Below are 19856 nucleotides of genomic sequence, written 5' to 3'. Positions count from 1 at the left end.
GGAGGGAATCGCTCGATGAAACGATCACGTCGTGTCGTGCCGGCACTGCTGGCGGGCACGCTGCTGCTGCCGGCCGGTTGCGGCAAGGAGCAGGGCGGCGGCACCGGGGCCACCGACAGCGCCGGTGACGAGCGGACGATCAAGGCGTTCGACATCAACCCGCAGCCGCGCGAGAAGGTCAAGGACGGCGGGACGCTGCGCTGGGGCATCAACGAGTTCCCGACCCAGTGGAACAGGAACCACGTCGACGGCAATCTCGCGATGGCCGCGGTGATCAGCAACGCGCTGCTGCCCTCGCCGTTCAGGTCCAACGAGAAGGCGGAGATCTCGCCCGAGACCGACTACGTGCTGGACGCGCAGGTGACGAGCACGAAGCCCAAGCAGGTGGTGACGTACCGGCTGAACCCGAAGGCGAAGTGGTCCGACGGCAAGCCGATCACGTGGAGCGACTACCGCGCGCAGTGGCAGGCGCTGAACGGCCGCGACCCCGACTACCGCATCGTCTCCTCCACCGGCTACCAGGACATCGAGAAGGTCGCGCGGGGCAGGGACGACCATGAGGTGGTGGTGACGTTCGCGCGGCCGTTCGGCGACTGGCAGGCGCTGTTCGGGCCGCTGCTGCCGGCCGCGACCAACCGCGACGCGGAGTCGTTCAACACCGCCTGGCTCAACAAGATCCCGGTGACGGCGGGGCCGTTCAGGTTCGGCGGGTTCGACCAGACGGCCAAGACGATCACGCTGGTACGCGACGACGCGTGGTGGGGCGAGCGGGCCAAGCTCGACCGCATCATCTTCCGCGCCTCGGAGCAGGACTCCCTGATCAGCGCGTTCGGCAACGGCGAGCTCGACATCATCGACATCGGCCCGTCCGCGCCCGACTACGCGCGGGCCAAGTCCACCACCGGCGCCCAGGTGCGCCAGGCCGCCGGTCCCGACTTCCGGCACTTCACCTTCAACGGCTCCAGCCAGCTGCTCACCGACGTCAGGGTCCGCCAGGCCCTCCAGCTCGGCATCAACAGGGAGGCCATCGCGCAGTCGGACCTGCAGGGCCTCGACTGGCCGGTCACCCCGCTGAACAACCACTTCTTCATGAACACCCAGGAGGGCTACCAGGACAACGCGGGTGCGCTCGGCGCCTACAACCCCGACAAGGCCAAGCAGCTGCTCGACACCGCCGGCTGGAAGCTCGACGGCCAGGTCAGGCAGAAGCAGGGCAGGACGCTCGACCTGCGGTTCGTGGTGCCGTCGGGAGTGCAGATCAGCAAGGCCGAGGGTGAGCTGGCGCAGAGCATGCTCGCCCAGATCGGGGTGAAGCTCTCCATCAAGGCGGTGCCGAGCGACGACTTCTTCACCAAGTACGTCATCCCCGGCAACTTCGACATCACCCCGTTCGCGTACATCGGCACGCCGTTCCCGGTCTCCAGCAGCTACGGCATCTACGCCAACGCGACCAACGGCCAGAACTGGAACGCCAACTTCGGCCGCACCGGATCGCCCGCCATCGACCAGGCCATGAGCAGGGCCGCGCAGACGCTCGACCCGGCCGAGGCGCGGGCGGCGACGAACGAGGCCGACAAGCTGCTCTGGCCGCTGGTGAACGTGCTGCCGCTCTATCAGCGCCCGCAGCTGGTGGCCGTGCGCGCGTCGCTGGCCAACGTGGGGGCGCGCGGCTTCTTCGACCTCCAGTACGAGGACATCGGCTTCACCGGCTGAGCCCGCAGGCGGGCCCGCCGCCGTGCCGCTCCTGGCGCGGCGGCCTCTTTCGCTCGGTCAGGTGGCGCTGCCGGCCATCACCCGGTCGACGATGCCCTGGCTGCCCTCCTGACGGGCGCAGTGCGCGCAGCAGTACCAGTGCTCGCCGGACTGCACGCCGTGCCCGATGACCTTGGTGCCGCAGTGCTCGCAGATGGGCGCCATGGCCTCGATCGCGCACTGGAAGCAGTCGAAGGTGTGCGTCACTCCCTGCGCGCGCACCTCGAAGGCCATGTCGTAGTCGTTTCCGCAGGTCTCGCAGACGGCCATGGTGATCCCCTCGTCAGTCGATCCGCCCCGTGGAATACCCCGTTCCGTGGTCCCCTTTCCCCAAGAAACCGCCATATTCTGCCTTTTCGTCACGCTTTCTGACATGACGGGTTTCGCTTGATATTTCGGTCAGAGCACAGTAAAGATCGTCCTTGCTCATGCACACCTCGCAGAAGGGCTCCACGTGCTCACCCGAACGATCATCGCGGCCGCGCTGGCCGCCGCCGGGATCGCCGCCGTACCCTCCACCGCGTACGCCGGCTCGGCCGCGTACACCCCCGAGCGCGTCTGCGGCAAGGACTTCCACCGCGTCAAGGACGGCCACCGGGCGATGAGGACCAAGCGCGGCGTCGTCTTCGGCCACGTCTACCTGATGTACAGCAAGCGCAGCGGCAAGAACTGCGTGGCCGCCATCAAGACCGCCTTCACCGGCACCCGTACGACCACCGGCGCCTACATCGAGGTCAAGGGCGGCGGCCGCAGCGAGGACCAGCAGCGCTACCGCTACTACGCCGAGACCGGCCACATCCAGGGGGCCTGGAAGTGCGTGCGGTACGCGGGCTGGACGCGCGACCCGGACAACCGCGTCACGGCGTGGGGCGGCCGAAAGTCGTGGGGCAACTGCAAGGGCTGATGAGGTGGCCAATGAGGTGGCCGGTGCGGGGTAGGGTCCGGAAGAGGAGGCCGGTGAGACACATCCGCTCCCGGCCCTGAGACGAATCATCACTCGCCGAGACCATCGCCCTGCCGTCTTCGGAGAAATGCGTCGAGCGGGCGGGCGGCCCCGATCAGGCTGGCGCGCATGGCGGAGGTCAACCGGCCGTCATGACGTCGCCGGCGACACGCGGCGCATCGTCGTGAAAGGAGAAAGGACGCGCTTCCGAAGGGGGAAACACCATGAAACGCGTCAAAGTCACGAAGTCGGCCAAGCGGCGCCCCCGGCCGGCGCTGGAGCTCGACCTGCGGTCACCGGCAGGTCGCCGGCTTCCCTACTGACTTGCTCCTTACACCGAACTTACGGGGGTATCTGTAGATAACATAGGTAACAGGAATATCACGGGGGGCTCACGATGAAGAGGCTTGTGGTGGTGCCGCCAGCTGTTGCCAGGCACAAGATCCGCGACATCCGGGCGGCCGACCGCCGCCGCAAGCCGCCCGCCGACGCCAAGGTCGTCGACCTGCGCGCCTACACCGGCAGAAACGTCATCCGGTTTCCCGGCGGGCCCACCCCCGCCGCCTGAGCCTGGAGGTCCGGGCCACTCCTCGGCCCGGACCTGATCACGCTCAGCCGTACAGCCGCTGCTTGTACGACTCCCCGTAATAGCGCTCGAGCTCTTCGACCGTCTCGGTCACCGTCTGCACCTCTTTGATGATCCTCGCGTTGGACGGCAGGACGTCGGGGTTCCAGGTCTCCGGCTTCCACAGCTCCGAGCGCAGGAACGCCTTGGCGCAGTGGTGGAAGATCTGCTCGATCTCGACCACGAGCGCGAGACGCGGGCGGTGGCCCTTGACGATCATCTCGTCGAAGAACGGGGCCTCGCGGACGAGCCGGGCGCGCCCGTTGATGCGCAGGGTCTCGTTCCTCCCGGGGATCAGAAAGATCAACCCCACATGCGGATTTTGCAGGACATTTCGGAATCCGTCCGCCCTGCGGTTGCCGGGACGCTCCGGGATCGCGATCGTCGTGTCGTCGATGACGTGCACGAACCCGGCCGGGTCGCCCTTGGGTGAGACGTCGCAGGCGCCCGTGTCGTCGGACGTCGCGATCAGGCAGAAGGGCGAGGCCGCCAGCCATTCGCGGTCGCGGGGGTGCAGGCGGGGCCGGTCCTTGGTGGCGGCCCGCGGCATGACCTCCCCCAGCAGCTCGCGCAGCTCAGCCTCCGACTCGATCTCCGCCCACGTCATGTGATCTCCCTTCGGGGGTTTCCACCATCTTGTCAGAGAGGGGGGCGAGCATCCGGTGTGGTGTCCGGAGGGCGAGACTGACCGGATCATCCCGTACGACTCCGTCGCGCAGTCCGGGGCCCGGGCGGAGCTCCACCTCCTCAGGCGCGACGTTCCTGCCACAGGAAGGGCAGAAGGAGACCTGGTCGAGGCGGGTGCCGCAGGTCACGTGGTGGAACAGCCGGCGCGGGCCGCGCTCGGCCAGGTGCCGCTCGCCCCAGGCGGCCAGAGCCAGCACGGGCACCCACAGCTCGCGACCCCTGGACGTCAGGACGTACTCGTCGCGCGGCGGCGAGTCCTGGTAGCGGCGGCGTTCGAGGATGCCCGCGGCGACCAGCGTGGTCATCCGCTGCGACAGCACCGCCTTGGGGATGTCGAGATGGGCCTGGAAGTCTCCGAAGCGCCGCACGCCGTAGAGGGCGTCGCGGACGATGAGCAGCGTCCACCGCTCGCCGATCACCTCGAGGGCACTGGCCAGCGAGCAGTTCTGACCTTCGTAGTTCTTCCCGAGCGCCATGGCCCCATGTTAGTTCATTCACCGAACCGTGCTAGCGTGCCCGACATGAGTTCAGTGACCGAACCGATGGTCCTCCTGCGGCGATGGACGCTGCCCGTGGCATCGACGGCGCCGTTCCTCGTCATGACGAACTTCTCGCTGCCGATGGCGACGCTGCCGCAGACCGCGCGGTCGCTGGGCGCCGGGCCGACCGGGCCGGTGTGGATCCTCGGCTCGATCGCGCTCGGGCTGTCGTCGCTGCTGCTGGTCGCCGGTGGGCTCGCCGACGACCACGGGCGCAGGCGGGTGCTCGTGGCGGGCGGCGGGGTGCTCGCCGCCGCGAGCGTGCTGGCCGCCGTGAGCCCCAGCGTGGCGGTGTTCGTCCTGGCCAGGCTCGTGCAGGGCGGGGCGAGCGCGGCCGTGCTGGCCGCCAGCCTGGGCATCGTGGGGCACGCGTACCCGGCGGGGTCGGAGCGGGTGCGCGCGACCGGCCGCTACGGCGCCATGATCGGCCTCGGGACGACCGCGGGCCCGCTGCTGTCCGGCCTGGTCGCGACGGCGACGAGCTGGCGGGCGGCCTACTGGCTGATGGCGGCCGGCGCGCTGGCCCTGACCGTGGTGTCGGCGAGGACGCTGGACGAGTCGCGGGCGGCGGTGCCGCGCCGCTTCGACGTGCCCGGGGTGGTGCTGCTCACCCTCGGCGTGGCGGCGCTGGTCGCGGGCGTCACCGAGGGCCGGACCGGCTGGTCGCGGCCGGTCGTGGTGTGGGCGTTCGCCGCGGCCGTGGTGCTGATCGCGGCCTTCGTCGCGGTCGAGCGGCGCCGTCCTGAGCCGCTGCTGGATCTGGAGCTGTTCAGGCGGCCGTTGTTCCTCGTCGCGACGGGCGGGGCGACCGTCGTGGGGGCGGCGGTGGTCGGGCTGCTCAGCTACCTGCCGACCGTGCTGCAGGAGGCGCACGGGCTGACCGCGCTGGACACGGCGCTGCTGTTCGCGGTCTGGTCGGGGCTGTCGTTCGTGACGTCGCTGCTGTCGCGGCACGTACGCCTGAGTGCCGCCGCCCGCCTGGCATTCGGCCTCGGGCTCAGCGCGGCCGGCTACATCGGGCTGCTGAGCCTGGCCGCCACGCTGTCGTTGCCGCTGGTCATCGCCGGGCTGGCGGTGAGCGGCACCGGCTCCGGCCTGATCAACTCCTCCATCACCCACCTGGCGATCGAGAGCGTGCCCGCCCACCGGGTCAGCATGGGCTCGGGGGCCAACAACACCGCCAGGTACATCGGCTCGTCCCTGGGCGCGGCCGGGATCGCGGCCACGATCGGCGCCGCCGGCCTGTCGCAGGGGACGCTGATCTCGGTGGCCGCCGCCATCGCGCTGACCGGGCTCACCGCGGCGGCCACGCTGCTCGTCAGGGCCTGACCCTCACCAGCGGCGCGACCTCGCCATCGCCGCCAGGTACGCGTCACGCTCTGCCGTGAACCGCGCCGGATCCATGGGCTTGCGCTCGGCCCGCACGTGCAGCATGGTCAGCTCGGTCGCCGCGTGCTGGTAGTCGCTCATGGCCCTGCCGAGACCCACTCCCCTGGCCCACCTGCGGGCCGTCTTGCGCGTGGACAGCGTGGTGAGCATGCGCAGGTCGGCGTCGCTGATCAGCCCCGTCTGCCGGTACGCGGGCAGGTAGTGGGCCATCCTGGCGATGAGGTGGCGGCGCTCGTTCACGGTCACCACGATCAGCGCGATCAGCGCCACCATGATCACCAGGTAGGCGCCGCCGAGCACGTTCAGCGAGCCCGTCGCCGCGGCGCCGTTCCACAGGCCGTGCAGGACGACCGCGCCCAGGTAGCCGAGCGGGATGGCGGCGTACCTGCCCGGGGTGCCGCGGGTGAGCGCGTACGCGATGCCGAGCCCGATCATCGAGGTGTAGATCGGGTGGCCGAGCGGGTCGATCAGGCCGCGCATCACGAAGAGCTGGACCACGGCGCCGGGGCCGTCCTCGCCGAAGGCCAGCAGGTAGTAGCCGACGTTCTCGACGGTGGCGAAGCCGAGGCCGGTCATGGAGGCGTACACGATGCCGTCGGTCAGCCCGTCGATCTCGGCGCGCCTGCGCAGGAGCAGCAGCAGGGCCGAGCCCTTGAGCGCCTCCTCGATCACCGGCGCCAGCACGACGGAGCCGACGTCCTTGACGGTTGCGGCGGCATAGCCGGCCCTGCTGACCAGCTCCTGACCGGCGAGGGTCAGCGCGATGCCCGCCACGATCGCCACCCCCGCGCCCCAGGCGAAGGCGAAGGCGAGGTTGAGCTTCGGCTCGGGCTCGAGCCTGTCCAGCGAGAGCACGGCGGCCAGCAGCACGGGAAGGGGTGCGAGGCCCAGCAGCGCGGACAGGGCGAACCCGACGGGGCCGCCCGCGTACAGCATCAGGGCGAGGACGATCAGCGCGATGAGGCCGGAGGCGACGAGCCCGATCAGCAGGGCCTTGCTGGGGCGTTGGGCGAGCAGCGGTGCAGTCATGGTGGTGCCCTCTCTTCCCGTCTCCACGACCGGCTATGCGCCCCGGCCGTCACGCACGCTTAACGGTCGCTCGTTTCCCGGTAATAAGGATCCGCCACCACGGCCTTACCGTCTGTGTACGAATACACGTCCCGGCCCGAGATGAAAACCCGCAGCGCGCGGCTCATCACGTCGAGCGGGTCACCGGACCAGATCACGACGTCGCCGTCGAGCCCCGGCCGCAGCGCGCCCACCCGGTCGTCGAGGCCCATGATGCGGGCCGGGTTGACGGTGATCGAGCGCAGCGCGGCGTTCCTGTCGAGGCCCTCCTTGACGGCCAGCGTGGCCTGGTGGACGAGGAAGTGGATGGGCACGACGGGGTGGTCGGTGGTGATCGCCACCTCCACGCCGGCCCGGTCGAGGATGCCGGGGTTGCGCAGCGAGCGCTGCCGCAGCTCCACCTTCGACCTGGAGGTGAACAGCGGGCCCATGATGACCGGCACGTTGCGCTCGGCCAGGGTGTCGGCCAGCAGGTGGCCCTCGGTGCCGTGGTTGATCACCAGCCGGTAGCCGAACTCGTCGGCCAGCCGGAGCGCGGTGGCGATGTCGTCGGCGCGGTGGGTGTGCTGGCACCAGGGCAGCTCGCCGTCGAGCACGCGTACGAGGGTCTCCAGCGTGCCGTCGCGGTCGAACGGCTTGCCCTCGTCCGCCGCCGCGGCCTTCCTCGCCTTGTAGTCCTGGGCCTTCATGAACGCGTCGCGGATCACCGCCGCAACGCCCTGGCGGGTGGAGGGCAGCTTCTTCTGGTCGCCGTAGACGCGCTTGGGGTTCTCGCCGAGCGCGCTCTTGACGCTCACCGGCTCCTTGACCAGCATCTCGTCCACCGACCTGCCCCAGCACTTGATCGCGACGGTCTGGCCGCCGATCGGGTTGCCGGAGCCGGGCTTGATCACGGCGGTGGTCACGCCGCCGGACAGCGCGTCGCCGAAGGCCAGGTCGGCCGGGTTGATGGCGTCGAGCGCGCGCAGGCGGGCGCCGTTGGGGTCGGTCATCTCGTTGGTGTCCTGGCCGGCCCAGCCCTCGGCCTCCTCGTACACGCCCAGGTGGCCGTGGGCCTCCACGAAGCCGGGCAGCACCCAGCGGCCCGCGGCGTCCACGACCTCGGTGCCTTCCGGGATGCTGACGTCGCGGCCGACCGCGGTGATCTTGCCGTCCTGGATGAGGACGGTTCCTCCGTCGATGGGGTCGCCGTCGACGGGCACAACGTATCCACTGGTGATGGCGAGATTCATGCGTTGTAACTTACAGCTCGACGGGTAGGTGGCCTCAATGCTGACTGACCTTTACCGACGATGGCTGCTGGAGCTGTGGAAGGGCGACTTCGGGCTGGCCGACGAGCTGGTCACCGCCGACTTCACCGGGCACTGGCCGGGGATGGACGTCTCGGGGCCCGCCGGGCTGGCCGAGGCGCTGCGGCAGGCGCACGAGCCGTTCGCGGACGTGGACGTCACGCTCGAGGTGGGGCCGATCGTGGACGGTGATCTGGTGTCGGCGCGGTGGACGTTCGCCGGAACGTATCGGGGCGGGCTGCCCGGGGCGACGGCTCCTTCGGGCGCCAGGATCGCCTTCAGCGGGCACGACATTCTGCGGGCGCGTTCCGGGAGGTTCGCCGAATACTGGGTGATCTCCGACGTCCAGACGTTCGGCCGACAGCTCGGTATAGGGTGATATTTCCCATTATCTAGCCATTGGTTTGGTGCATGTCGGAAACCTACGGTCCCGGTGCCGGGCCCGCGCCTCGCTCCCTGCAGGACGAGCAGCTCTCCGGCCTGCTGGCCTCACAGCGCTTCGGCGCGCTGGCCACCACCAAGAGCAGCGGTCACCCCCACTTGTCCACCGTCCTCTACCACTGGGACCCGGAGCAGCGCGTCGCGCGCATCTCCACCGTCGCCGGCCGGCTCAAGGTGCGCCAGCTCAGCAATGACCCGCGCTGCGCCCTCTACGTCGCCAGCGACGACTTCATGGCCTTCGTGGTCGCCGAGGGGCAGGCGGAGCTGTCACCGGTGAGCAGCGAACCCGGCGACGAGGTGGGCAGGGAACTGCTGGCCATGGGTCCGCAGAAGCCCGGGGACGAGGAGGCGTTCCTGAAGCAGATGGTGACCGACCAGCGCCTGGTGATCAGGCTTCGGGTGAACCGCCTCTACGGAACGACGCTCCCCACCGGCTGACCCCGCCCGCGTCCCTCCCGCAGGCCGGCTGCCTTTGCCGACATATCGCCTGACGTGCGCATTTGGGGCTCGCCGATCTTTCCAGGCAGTGAACCGGTGTCGCGCGTTCTGCTCATCTGCGCGGCACCGCCGGGTTACCCTGCCCTCAACTCGCCGTCACAAGGCCTTGTCACCGTCGAGTCGTCATCTCTTCCCACCAGAGGAGACTCATGTTCCATCGGCTCGCCGTCCTGACCATCACCTCCCTGCCCCTCACCCTCCTCGCGCCCGCCGCTCCCGCGAGCGCCGCCTTCGCCGCGACGGTCACGGCCGTCGCCCACCGGGGCGCGTCGGCGTACGCGCCGGAGAACACCGTCTCCGCCCTCCACCTCGCCGCCGACCAGGGCGCCGACATGTTCGAGGTGGACGTCCAGGAGACCAAGGACCACCACCTGGTCCTGATGCACGACACCACCCTGACCCGCACCACCGACGCAGAACGCCGCTTCCCCGGCCTGTCCCCCTGGAACGTCGGCGACCTCACCCTCGCCCAGATCCGCGAGCTCGACGCCGGCTCCTGGCTGTCCGGCGAGTACACCGGCGAGCCCGTGCCCACGCTGGCCGAGGCGCTGGAGGAGATGCGCGGCGCGGGCATCGGGCTGCTGCTCGAGGTCAAGTCGCCGCACCTCTATCCCGGCATCGAGGCCCGCATCGCCGCCGAGCTGCGCCGCCACTCCTGGTGGCTGGCTCGCGGGCGGCTGGTCGTGCAGTCGTTCGACTGGGACTCGATGCGCCGGTTCGAGCGGCTGCTGCCGCAGGTGCCGATCGGGCTGCTGGGCACGCCTTCGACGAGTGAGCTGCGGGGGCTGGCCTCGTTCGCCGACCAGATCAACCCGCCGTACGGGGAGCTCACGGCCGCTTATGTGCGCCGCGTCCACCGGCTCGGCATGGACGTCCTCACCTGGACGGTGGACGACCCCGACACGATGCGGCGCATGCTGACGTACCAGGTGGACGGCATCATCAGCAACAAACCCGACGTCCTGCGCGACGTACTCGACTCCTGAGAGCCGCACGGCGACAAACAGGAGCGGGGAACCGGAATCCTCCCGGCTCCCCGCTCCGACCTGCTGGTGCAGCGCTGTGATCCCCGGGCAGTGCACTGATCTGGAGGGTGCGGCATCCCCTCGAGTCAGGTGCCGTCTATCCAGTACTTCTGCAGTCTGGCGATGGCCTCGTCCTTGCTCATCGCCGCGACGGCCATCTCGTCGAGACCCACCCTTGAGATCAACATGAAGACAAGATCGGCGGGCAACGCCTCCGAGGGCAGTTCGGGCACTCCTCGATCGGGTTTCACGCCATTCTGAACGCATCCCCAGAACGGCGCCTCATCCACCTGAAGCTGATCACGGAGTATGTGGCTCCAGATACCTGGACCATAGGTGCTGCGATCGACCGGATGAGAGATCCGAGTCCTCAAGATCCTGCCATCAGGAAGATCCAGCTCATAGGTGACGTGGTGGGTGCCCGTTCCACCTCGGGCGTTCCGTACCTGACGCCAGCCCTCAATCCGACAAAAGGAATCGTGATGATCACGAGTGGGCTGTGGCCAGCTCACCGTGCAGCCCCCACCAGCCATTCGCGCAGCTGAGTGTCATCACTGAGGCTGATCAACTGCACGACCCCCCAGTTCTCACGGTGATTGGGAACGTCGAGCAGGTGGTCCTGCCAGTCCTCGGCGTACTCACGTAGCCCTTCGATCATCTCCGCAACAGCCTGATCAAAGGTCGCACCGTCCGCGGAAACAGGTAGCCCTGGGATGAAAACCGACCAACCACCCGCCTCTGAGATCACCTGCGCATGAGAAGGGATGACCTTGGCAAGGTAGTGGCGCAGCCTATCGACGTCCACGAGGGCCGTCACAGCTGACTCACGCCGCACTGTGGCCACGCGCCCCCGCTCCGCCGCGTCCAGCAGCGCCTTGAGATGCGTACGAGCTTCGGTATAGCTGTCGAAGTGAACGGCTGCCATGGCGGCCCCTTCAGAAAGACTCACTTCATGATGCCACCTCAAGCCAAGTACATCAAGTACTTGATGTACTTGGCGAGATCACTTCTTCGGAGCTTGCAGTGCGCTCCGCTGGGGCATCCGGGTCGCCTTCCACTGCGGAGCATCTCAAGCAACGTTGTCGCTCCTGACTGCCAACTCCCCGGCCCGGCTGGGCCGGGAGGTCCAGGGGCGGCAAGGCAACATACCTCGCCGCCCCTCTTGACCAGCACCATCTCGTCAGGCGCGCAACGCCGAATGTCGTAGCCGCTCCAACTTGGCCTGTTTTCAGCTGCAGCCGCTGGTCGAGCCGCAGCCCTCGCAGACGTAGCAGCTGCCCGCGGGGCGCATCTTCGTGCCGCAGGTCATGCAGAGCGGCGCGTCGGCGGTGAAGCGCTGGTGGCTCTCCAGCGTCAGCTCCTGCCTGACGACCGGCAGCTCCTCCTCCGCCTTCGGCTGAGCGGCGGCGGCCGACTCGATCGGGGCCGACTGGGCCAGCGCCTCGCGGTCGACCGTCTCCTGCAGCGCCGCCGGGTCCTCGCCGCGCTGCTGCGCCGCCCGCTCGGCCGCCGAGAAGATGCCCAGCGCCGCCCGCTCCTCGTAGGGCAGGTGGTCGAGGGCCAGCCGGCGGAAGATGTAGTCCATCACCGAGGTGGCCATGCGGATGTCGGGGTCGTCGGTCATCCCGGCCGGCTCGAACCGCATGTTGACGAACTTGCTCATGTACGTCTCCAGCGGCACGCCGTACTGGAGCCCGATGGAGATCGCCACCGAGAAGGCGTCCATGACGCCCGCCAGCGTCGAGCCCTGCTTGGACATCTTGAGGAAGACCTCGCCGAGCCCGTCGTCCGGGTAGGACGAGGCGGTCATGTAGCCCTTCGCGCCACCCACCGTGAACCGGGTGGTCATGCTGGGCCGCTGGTTGGGCATGCGCCGCCGGGTCGGCCGGTTGACCTCGACGACCTTGACCTCGGGCTCCGCCGCCTGCTCGGCCTTCTGCTCCTGCTTCTTCGCGCCGTCGCCGGCCGACAGCGGCTGGCCGACCTTGCAGTTGTCGCGGTAGACGGCCAGGGCCTTGAGCCCGAGCCGCCAGCCCTCGAGGTAGACCTGCTCGATGTCGTCGATCGTGGCCGACTCGGGCAGGTTGACCGTCTTGGAGATGGCGCCGGACAGGAACGGCTGCGTGGCCGCCATCATGCGGACGTGGCCCATGGGCGCGATCGCCCGCTCGCCCATCGCGCAGTCGAACACCTCGTAGTGCTCCTGGCGCAGGCCGGGGGCGTCGACGACGTGGCCGTGCTCGGCGATGTACTCGACGATGGCCTCGATCTGCTCCTGCTGGTAGCCGAGCTGCTTGAGCGCCCGCGGGATCGTCTGGTTGACGATCTGCATGGAGCCGCCGCCGACGAGCTTCTTGAACTTGACCAGCGCCAGGTCGGGCTCGATGCCGGTGGTGTCGCAGTCCATCATGAGGCCGATCGTGCCGGTGGGCGCGAGCAGGCTGGCCTGGGCGTTGCGGTAGCCGTTCTTCTCGCCCAGCTTCAGGCACTCCGACCACTGGCGGGACGCCTCGGCGTGGATCTTCGCGTCCATCGTGCCGACCGTGCGCAGGTCGTCGTTGGCCGCCGCGTGCTTGCGCATGACCCGCTTGTGCGGCTCGGCGTTGCGGGCGTATCCGTCGTACGGGCCCACGACCCCCGCCAGCTCCGCGCTGCGCCGGTAGGAGACACCGGTCATCAGGGACGTGATCGCCCCCGCCACGGCCCGGCCGCCGTCGGAGTCGTACGCGTGGCCGGTCGCCATCAGCAGCGCCCCGAGGTTGGCGTAACCGATGCCGAGCTGCCGGTAGGCCCGCGTCGTCTCGCCGATCTTCTCCGTCGGGAAGTCGGCGAAGACGATGGAGATGTCCATCGCGGTGATGATCAGCTCGGTCAGCTTGACGAAGTCGGCGACGTTGAAGGAGTTGTCGTCCTTCAGGAACTTCAGCAGGTTGATGCTGGCCAGGTTGCAGGAGGAGTTGTCGAGGTGGACGTACTCGCTGCAGGGGTTGCTGGCGGTGATGCGGCCCGTCTCGGGGGTGGTGTGCCAGTCGTTGATCGTGTCGTCGTACTGCAGGCCGGGGTCGGCGCACTCCCAGGCGGCCTTGGCCATCTTGCGGAAGAGGTCCTTGGCGTCGACCTTCTCGATGACCTCGCCGGTCAGGCGGGCCCGCAGCCCGAAGTCGCCGCCCTTCTCCACCGCGCGCATGAACTCGTCGGAGACGCGGACGGAGTTGTTGGCGTTCTGGTACTGCACGGAGACGATGTCCTTGCCGCCCAGGTCCATGTCGAACCCGGCGTCACGCAGCGCGCGGATCTTGTCCTCCTCGCGCGCCTTCGTCTCGATGAACTCCTCGATGTCGGGGTGGTCGACGTCGAGCACGACCATCTTGGCGGCCCGGCGGGTGGCGCCGCCGGACTTGATCGTCCCCGCCGAGGCGTCGGCGCCGCGCATGAACGAGACCGGCCCGCTGGCCGTGCCGCCGCTCGACAGCAGCTCCTTGGAGGAACGGATGCGGGACAGGTTGACCCCCGACCCTGAGCCGCCCTTGAAGATCACGCCCTCTTCCTTGTACCACTCCAGGATCGACTCCATCGTGTCGTCCACGGAGAGGATGAAACAGGCGCTCACCTGCTGCGGCGACTGCGTGCCCACGTTGAACCACACCGGCGAGTTGAACGCGAACACCTGGTGCGCCAGCGCGTGCTTCAACTCGTGGTCGAAGATCTCGGCGTCCTCGTCGCTGGCGAAATAGCCGTGCTCGATGCCCGTCTTCGTGTAGACGCCGACGACCCGGTCGATGAGCTGCTTCAGGCTCCACTCACGCTGCGGCGTGCCCACGGCGCCCCGGAAGTATTTGGTCGTCACGATGTTCGCCGCGTTGACCGACCAGAAGTCGGGGAACTCGACACCCCGCTGCTCAAAGTTGATCGACCCGTCGCGCCAGTTCGTCATGACGACGTCGCGGCGCTCCCACTGAATCTCGTCATACGGGTGCACACCGGGCGTGGTGAAGATCCGCTTCATCTTCAGGCCCTTACGCGGACGCTTGCCCCCGCGCGCCACTGAACCGCTGGCCGTCTCCGTCATGACTCCCCCTTCTCCGCCTTCAACTGTTTGATCTCGGCCTCGAAGTCCGCCAGGCTCTCGAAACCGCGATATACCGATGCGAACCGCAGGTACGCCACCTCGTCCAGCTCCCGCAGCGGCCCCAGGATGGCCAGGCCCACTTCGTTGGACGGGATCTCGGCCGCGCCCTTCGCCCTGATGGCCTCTTCCACCCGCTGCCCCAGCTGCGCCAGCGAATCCTCGCTGACCGGCCTGCCCTGACAGGCCCGCCGCACGCCCGCGACGACCTTGTCACGTGAGAACGGCTCGGTCACTCCGCTGCGCTTGCTCACCATGAGCAGTACGGTCTCCTGCGTGGTGAACCTGCGCCCGCACTCGGGACAGGTCCTGCGACGCCGGATGGCCGCACCGTCGTCCGTCGAGCGACTGTCGATGACCCTGGTGTCAGGGTGGCGACAGAACGGACAGTGCACGCTTTTCGCCTCCAAGACCTGCGGCCACCACACACCGCAGAAACCGCCCTGACGGGACGCTGACGCACGCTCCACGGGAACCCATGGAGCGGTCACGGAAACACAAGGTGTGGTGAACTACATCGGTGTAACTACTAGATGTTGTGGTCTAACCGTAGAAGCGCGCGACCATGAACGCAAGTTGAGCCACTCCTTCCCGCCGAAGTCGCTGATCAGCACCCTCGCCTCATCCGCCCCGGGCGTGTCGGTCCACCGGTGGTGATCTTTACGCAGGTAGAGACGTCACATCGGTTACTCGAGCGGTCGCATGTGAACAACTCTCACACCGCTCCCAGCGGACAAACCCAGCACTCGCATCCACCGCCTTGATCCCCCGTAACACCCCTCAGCGAAGGCGTCCCTCGCCACCGGCCTCCAACGCGAGAACCACTCGCGCATCACCGCCCACCCGGAACGGCACCTCGTACAACCCCGCCCACCTGCACTTCCATCCCTCCCGAGAGAGCCCACGCACCCCATGCCCACCTGCCCGGCAACCGGGGCTGCCTCGCCGCGTCACCAGGAAGCCAGCCAGCCCTGCCCACCCATCACCCAGGCAAGCCCTCCTGTTCTGGGATCATCAGGGAACGACGTCGCCGTGTCGGTCCAGGAACTGCTCCCCCGGTACGTACAGGCGGTTGCCGGGCCGAATGAGGGAGTCGGGCAGGCCGTTGAGCTGCTTGATCTCCTCTACCAGGGCGGCAGGGTCCTCGCCCTCCGCAAGAGCATCAGCGATCTTCCACAACGTGTCCCCCTGGCGCACCTCGACCCACGGCAGCCCGGCGTGACCGGCCACCACGACCCGCACCTCCGCATGACCGACCGCCCGAGTGCCGAGCCAGAAGCCGCCCAGCGACAGCAGCGCCATCGCGACGACCGCCACGATCCGTCCGCGCCGCGTCAACCGCACAGGAGCCGCCTGCCGCCGCGCCCCGGCCCTCCCCAGCCCAGGCACACCGACCCGCTCCCGCCGCCCGACACTCCCCGCCCGAACCACACTCCCCGCCCGAGCCGCACTCCCCCGCCCCACTCCGTTTCCGCGCCCGACCGCACTCCCCCGCCCAACTTCGCTTCCGCGACCGGCCGCACTTCGCCGCCCGGCCGGATTCGGCCGCCCCGGCAAGCGTGGCCGCCCGGGCGCGCTGTCCCGTCCGGGCGCGCTGTCCCGTCCGGCCATGCCCGCCCGCGCTGCGGTGATCCCGCGCTCTAGCGCCTTCTTACGCTTGACCGCCTTCTCCCGCCCGCTTCCTTTCCCCCGGCCGCTTCCTTTCTCCCGGCCTGCGGACTTCTTTCGCCCGGGGGTCTTCTCCCCCGTGGCCGTGCGCTCCCCTCGCCGTGCGGGACCTCCGGTGCGGCCCTGCGGGAACGCGCCGCCGCGTTCCGGGGCGATCCCCACAGGACGTCGCCCGGTTCCGGCGCTCCCGCCCGGCGCGGGGGCATTCGCCTCGCCCCGTATCAGCGTCAGCGGGCCTCGGCTGAGCGTGCCGGCGTCGTCTGCGTCGGCCCGCCCCCTCCGGAAACGCCGGAAAGGTGCGATGCCGTGGACGCCCTTCCCGCCCCGGACGCCCTTCCCACCGCCGAGGGCCTTGCCGACGCGGGCACCCTTATCGCCGGGGACGCCCTTGCCGCTTCGAGCAGCCCTGTCGCCACGAATACCCATGTCGCCACGGACACCCATGTCGCTGCGGATGCCCTTGCCGCTGCCGGTCCGGGAAGCGACGACACGGCCGAGCGGGGTGGCGTCCCTGGCATCGCGCGAGCGTGAGGGGGCGACGTCAGAGCGTGCGGGTGCCAGGCGAGGGCCCGACGGTGTCACGTCGGAGGGCGGGCCGCCGACCTTCGCGCCACCTCGGCGTGCTTTGTGCGTAAGCGGGACATCGTCGCGCGGTGGGTCCGCGCCGCGTGGCTCCCAGCGAGCCCCGCCCCTGCCCGATGCCCCGCCCCTGCCCGATGCCCCGCCCCACCCTTGTGCGTCGCGTCCGCCGGCCGCCGCCGCGCCTTTCCCCAAGGCCGCGCCGGCGCCCGGCGCCACGTCACCGCCCGGCACCGTGCCGGCGCCCGGCGACGCGCCCCTGCGCCGCGCCCTGCCCCTCCCCTGTGCCCCTTCACCGCCCGGCACCGCACCGCCCGGCGTCGCGCCACGGCCCGGCGACCCGGCGGCGGCTGCGTTCCCGAGGGTGTCTGCGTCGGGTGGGCCGGCGGGGGCCGGGCGTGGGGGTGGGACGAGGTGCAAATGGGGCCTTCCGCCGTGGCGGGCGCGGGGCCCCAACCTCTTGCTGGAATTCATGCGAACGCCACCCCCCGCCCGCGTATTGTCTCCCCGTCGATCGTTACTCCGCGTGGCTTCGGCGATCAAGGTGAGCCGGTTGACGTCTTCGCTGGTCGTGTCCGTGTTTGTGGGCGTTCGCATGGATGACCTCCTGCCGTGTGGCCTGAGGAAAAGGCCGAATAAGATCAGCAAATCGAACACGGTGTCGATCGAACTCCCGTACGATGTTGTACACCACACTGGCGACAATTTCGAGGAAGACTCGAACAATTGTTTGAAGATGATCTTCAACAGCGATACGGTCGCTGTGTGCGACATCGGGACCACAGACCGGGAGGTCCGCCGGTGAGGCGGGCCGCCAGGCGAGGAGGAAGAGCATGACCGAGCGGGACGACGCCAACGGGGTCAGCGACCTCGCGGTGCGCCGACGAGACTCCCTGGGCCTGACGCCCAGGCAGCGCAAGATCCTCGAAGTGATCCGCGACTCGGTACAGCAGCGCGGATATCCGCCCTCCATGCGTGAGATCGGCGAGGCGGTGCAGCTGACCAGCACGTCCAGCGTGTCGCACCAGCTCACCGCCCTGCAGCGGAAGGGCTACCTGCGGCGCGACCCGCATCGGCCGCGCGCGCTGGAGGTGCGCCTGCCGGGCGAGCCGGTGTTGTGGGTCGACCCCGACGCCGGTGCCGAGGAGCCCACGGTCAACCGGCCGACGGCCGCCTACGTCCCGCTCGTGGGCCGCATCGCCGCCGGTGGCCCGATCCTCGCCGAGGAGAGCGTCGAAGACGTCTTCGCGCTGCCGAAGCAGCTCGTCGGCGAGGGCACGCTGTTCCTCCTGCAGGTCACCGGTGACTCGATGATCGAGGCCGCGATCGCCGACGGCGACTGGGTGGTCGTACGCCAGCAGCCCGTCGCCGAGAGCGGTGACATCGTGGCGGCGATGATCGACGGCGAGGCCACGGTCAAGACCTTCAAGCGCAAGGACGGCCACGTCTGGCTCGTCCCGCACAACCCCAACTACGAGCCCATCCCCGGCGATGAGGCCAGTGTGCTGGGCAAGGTCGTCGCGGTCCTGCGCCGCCTCTGACCTCTGAGCTTCCTCCGGCTCCTCGCGGGGTGGCGCTCGGGCACAGGTCCGAGCGCCAGGCGGGGCGCAGGAGGCGTGCGTCCCGTCCCCGGTCCCGCGGGTTGATGTGCACTCCAGGTTCCTGAATGTCGTGGTGAGGGTGGCAGGGCCGGCGGCTCCTCACGGTTCTCGGTGTCGCTCACGATGTGTGCTGTGGTGACGCCGCCCCTGCCCCGGCCAGCGGCCGATCACTCCAGGATGAAGCTGGCGCTGTTGCGGAACGCGGTCGTTCCGTCGTCCCGCTCCACCCACACCGTTCCCGCGCGGTGGCGCAGGTAGTGGCCGGGGAAGTTGATCGACTCGAAGGACACGGTGCCGCTGCCGGCGAGGCCGGTGCGCCGGGTGAAGGAGGCGTCGGCGTCGAAGAGGGCCGAGCCGTCCCGCTGGTGCACCCATCCTTCGTGGTTGCGGTGGCGCAGGTAGTAGCCCGGGAAGTTGGCTGATTCCAGGGAGACGGTGCCGGTGCCGGACAGCCCGGTCACGAGCCTGAACTGGGAGTCGGCCAGCGGGGTGACGTTGCTCTCCAGGCGAGCGCGGAAGTCCCAGTGCCGTACGGCCGAGCCCGCCACGTCGTACGACATGAGCCGCACCGGCGTGACCCCGTCGGCCACCGGGATGCCGAAGTCGGGGGTGCCGTCGGCGCGCCAGTACACCTTCTGTACGCGGGTCCGCCGGTTGGGATCGTTGAGCGGGTCGCCGGAGATGTCCCGATAGTTGCGATCGTGGTAGACGATGAGGTCGCTCTGCCCGTCTTCGGAGACCGTGAACGAGTTGTGCCCGGGGCCGTACTGACTGGTGGCGGCGTTGCTGGCGAAGACGGGGTTCGGGCTCTTGGTCCACGACGCGGCCTGCAGCGGGTCGGCGGAGGCCGAGGCGGTGAGCAGGCCGACGCAATAGTTGGCGTCGGTGGCACTGGCCGAGTACGTCAGGAAGAGCCGCCCGTTACGCTGCAGCACGGCGGGGCCCTCGGCCACCTTGTAGCCCCGTGTCTCCCACGCCAGCGTGGGCACGGTCAGCCGGGTGACGGTCCCGGTGATCGTCCAGGGGTTGGCGCCCATCCGGGCGATGTAGAGGTTGGAGTTGGTCGCGATGCCCGGCTCCTGCTGCGCCCAGAGGAGATGGCGCACGCCGCCCGCGACGAACGTGGTGGCGTCGAGCGAGAAGGTGTCCCACGGCGTGGTGATGCGGCCGCGCTCGGTCCAGGTGCCGGTCAGCGGGTTGGCGGCGGCGTTCTCCAGGACGTACATGCGGATGCGCCACACGTCGTCGGCCCGGCCGGCGGCGAAGTAGACGTACCACTTGCCGTTGATGAAGTGGATCTCGGGGGCCCAGATGTGGGCGCCCATCTCGCCGCTGGTGTGGCGGCGCCAGATGACGGTCTCGGGGGCGGTGGCGAGGCCCTGGATGGTGGTGGCGCGGCGCAGCACGATGCGGTCGTACTCGGGGACGGTGGCGGTGAAGTAGTAATAGCCGTCGGTGTGCCGGAAGACGTGGGGGTCGGCGCGCCGGGCGGCGATCGGGTTGGTGTACTGCACGGCCGGGGAGGCGTGGGCGGCGCCCGGTGGAAGGATCACGAGCAGCATTGTGGCCATGAGAACGAAGGCCACAGTCCGGCGGAGGGCGGTCATGGGCGTCCTTTCCGGAGGG

Annotated in this window: 19 protein-coding genes; 9 read left to right on the top strand and 10 right to left on the bottom strand. The window is 69.3% G+C overall.

From position 1 onward, the window contains the following. The first annotated feature begins 15 nt into the window (after nucleotides 1–15). A complete protein-coding gene (locus ABZW11_RS05885; RefSeq protein ID WP_355413083.1) occupies nucleotides 16–1713 on the top strand; it encodes an ABC transporter family substrate-binding protein in 1698 nt (565 codons plus the stop codon). 57 nt (nucleotides 1714–1770) lie between these two features. Here the strand turns inward: ABZW11_RS05885 and ABZW11_RS05880 are convergent, their stop codons facing one another. Further along, the gene (locus tag ABZW11_RS05880; RefSeq protein WP_355413081.1) at nucleotides 1771–2022 is read right to left on the bottom strand and encodes a hypothetical protein; all 252 of its coding nucleotides are present in this window, start codon (nucleotides 2020–2022) and stop codon (nucleotides 1771–1773) included. Nucleotides 2023–2206: 184 nt separating this feature from the next. Here ABZW11_RS05880 and ABZW11_RS05875 point away from each other — a divergent pair, with 184 nt between their 5' ends. Both ABZW11_RS05875 and ABZW11_RS05870 read left to right on the top strand, forming a co-directional pair. After that, nucleotides 2207–2656 (top strand): hypothetical protein, encoded by a 450-nt coding sequence (locus tag ABZW11_RS05875; protein ID WP_355413079.1) that lies wholly within the window; start codon nucleotides 2207–2209, stop codon nucleotides 2654–2656. Nucleotides 2657–3092: 436 nt separating this feature from the next. Beyond that, nucleotides 3093–3263: a hypothetical protein gene (locus tag ABZW11_RS05870; protein ID WP_355413077.1), complete on the top strand. Its 171-nt coding sequence runs from the start codon at nucleotides 3093–3095 to the stop codon at nucleotides 3261–3263. Between the two features lie 43 nt (nucleotides 3264–3306). Here the strand turns inward: ABZW11_RS05870 and ABZW11_RS05865 are convergent, their stop codons facing one another. Together ABZW11_RS05865 and ABZW11_RS05860 are read right to left on the bottom strand one after the other, a co-directional pair. Beyond that, nucleotides 3307–3927 (bottom strand): pyridoxamine 5'-phosphate oxidase family protein, encoded by a 621-nt coding sequence (locus ABZW11_RS05865; RefSeq protein WP_355413075.1) that lies wholly within the window; start codon nucleotides 3925–3927, stop codon nucleotides 3307–3309. Then, nucleotides 3896–4483, bottom strand: coding sequence for a helix-turn-helix domain-containing protein (locus tag ABZW11_RS05860; RefSeq protein WP_355413073.1), 588 nt, complete (start codon nucleotides 4481–4483; stop codon nucleotides 3896–3898). Before ABZW11_RS05860 ends, ABZW11_RS05865 begins: the two co-directional genes overlap by 32 nt. 45 nt (nucleotides 4484–4528) lie before the next feature. Between ABZW11_RS05860 and ABZW11_RS05855 the strand changes: the two genes are divergently transcribed. Next, nucleotides 4529–5875 carry an MFS transporter gene (locus tag ABZW11_RS05855; protein ID WP_355413071.1) on the top strand — a complete coding sequence of 449 codons (1347 nt, stop codon included), beginning with the start codon at nucleotides 4529–4531 and terminating at the stop codon, nucleotides 5873–5875. A gap of 3 nt (nucleotides 5876–5878) precedes the next feature. Here ABZW11_RS05855 and ABZW11_RS05850 read toward each other — a convergent pair whose 3' ends face one another. After that, the gene (locus ABZW11_RS05850) at nucleotides 5879–6964 is read right to left on the bottom strand and encodes a PrsW family intramembrane metalloprotease (RefSeq protein ID WP_355413069.1); all 1086 of its coding nucleotides are present in this window, start codon (nucleotides 6962–6964) and stop codon (nucleotides 5879–5881) included. 59 nt (nucleotides 6965–7023) lie between these two features. Further along, nucleotides 7024–8235, bottom strand: a complete 1212-nt coding sequence (locus tag ABZW11_RS05845; protein ID WP_355413067.1) for an amidohydrolase — start codon at nucleotides 8233–8235, stop codon at nucleotides 7024–7026. Between the two features lie 37 nt (nucleotides 8236–8272). Between ABZW11_RS05845 and ABZW11_RS05840 the strand changes: the two genes are divergently transcribed. From ABZW11_RS05840 to ABZW11_RS05830, 3 genes are all read left to right on the top strand, one after another. Next, nucleotides 8273–8671 carry an ester cyclase gene (locus ABZW11_RS05840; RefSeq protein WP_355413065.1) on the top strand — a complete coding sequence of 133 codons (399 nt, stop codon included), beginning with the start codon at nucleotides 8273–8275 and terminating at the stop codon, nucleotides 8669–8671. 32 nt (nucleotides 8672–8703) lie between these two features. Further along, nucleotides 8704–9171 carry a TIGR03618 family F420-dependent PPOX class oxidoreductase gene (locus tag ABZW11_RS05835; RefSeq protein ID WP_355413063.1) on the top strand — a complete coding sequence of 156 codons (468 nt, stop codon included), beginning with the start codon at nucleotides 8704–8706 and terminating at the stop codon, nucleotides 9169–9171. A gap of 209 nt (nucleotides 9172–9380) precedes the next feature. After that, nucleotides 9381–10217 (top strand): glycerophosphodiester phosphodiesterase family protein, encoded by an 837-nt coding sequence (locus ABZW11_RS05830; RefSeq protein WP_355413061.1) that lies wholly within the window; start codon nucleotides 9381–9383, stop codon nucleotides 10215–10217. A gap of 547 nt (nucleotides 10218–10764) precedes the next feature. Here the strand turns inward: ABZW11_RS05830 and ABZW11_RS05825 are convergent. The 4 genes from ABZW11_RS05825 to ABZW11_RS05810 all read right to left on the bottom strand — a co-directional run bounded on the left by ABZW11_RS05825 (nucleotide 10765) and on the right by ABZW11_RS05810 (nucleotide 15699). Further along, nucleotides 10765–11181, bottom strand: a complete 417-nt coding sequence (locus tag ABZW11_RS05825) for a prevent-host-death protein (RefSeq protein WP_355413059.1) — start codon at nucleotides 11179–11181, stop codon at nucleotides 10765–10767. Between the two features lie 303 nt (nucleotides 11182–11484). Continuing rightward, nucleotides 11485–14325: a vitamin B12-dependent ribonucleotide reductase gene (locus ABZW11_RS05820; RefSeq protein ID WP_355413057.1), complete on the bottom strand. Its 2841-nt coding sequence runs from the start codon at nucleotides 14323–14325 to the stop codon at nucleotides 11485–11487. After that, nucleotides 14322–14777, bottom strand: coding sequence for a transcriptional regulator NrdR (nrdR, locus tag ABZW11_RS05815; protein WP_043614619.1), 456 nt, complete (start codon nucleotides 14775–14777; stop codon nucleotides 14322–14324). Before nrdR ends, ABZW11_RS05820 begins: the two co-directional genes overlap by 4 nt. A gap of 619 nt (nucleotides 14778–15396) precedes the next feature. After that, a complete protein-coding gene (locus ABZW11_RS05810) occupies nucleotides 15397–15699 on the bottom strand; it encodes a LysM peptidoglycan-binding domain-containing protein (protein ID WP_355413055.1) in 303 nt (100 codons plus the stop codon). Nucleotides 15700–17155: 1456 nt separating this feature from the next. Here ABZW11_RS05810 and ABZW11_RS05805 point away from each other — a divergent pair. Both ABZW11_RS05805 and lexA read left to right on the top strand, forming a co-directional pair. Then, complete coding sequence (locus tag ABZW11_RS05805) at nucleotides 17156–17434, top strand: hypothetical protein (RefSeq protein ID WP_355413053.1); 279 nt, start codon at nucleotides 17156–17158, stop codon at nucleotides 17432–17434. A 28-nt stretch (nucleotides 17435–17462) separates the two neighbouring features. Continuing rightward, entirely contained in the window at nucleotides 17463–18170 is a 708-nt protein-coding gene (lexA, locus tag ABZW11_RS05800) for a transcriptional repressor LexA (RefSeq protein WP_345387768.1), read from the top strand. Nucleotides 18171–18397: 227 nt separating this feature from the next. Here lexA and ABZW11_RS05795 read toward each other — a convergent pair whose 3' ends face one another. Further along, nucleotides 18398–19783, bottom strand: coding sequence for a family 43 glycosylhydrolase (locus tag ABZW11_RS05795; protein WP_355413050.1), 1386 nt, complete (start codon nucleotides 19781–19783; stop codon nucleotides 18398–18400). Between the last annotated feature and the right edge of the window lie 73 nt (nucleotides 19784–19856).

It is taken from the genome of Nonomuraea sp. NPDC004580, assembly GCF_040609855.1.
GTDB lineage: Bacteria > Actinomycetota > Actinomycetes > Streptosporangiales > Streptosporangiaceae > Nonomuraea > Nonomuraea salmonea.
This window is presented reverse-complemented; position numbering and strand designations above follow the sequence as displayed.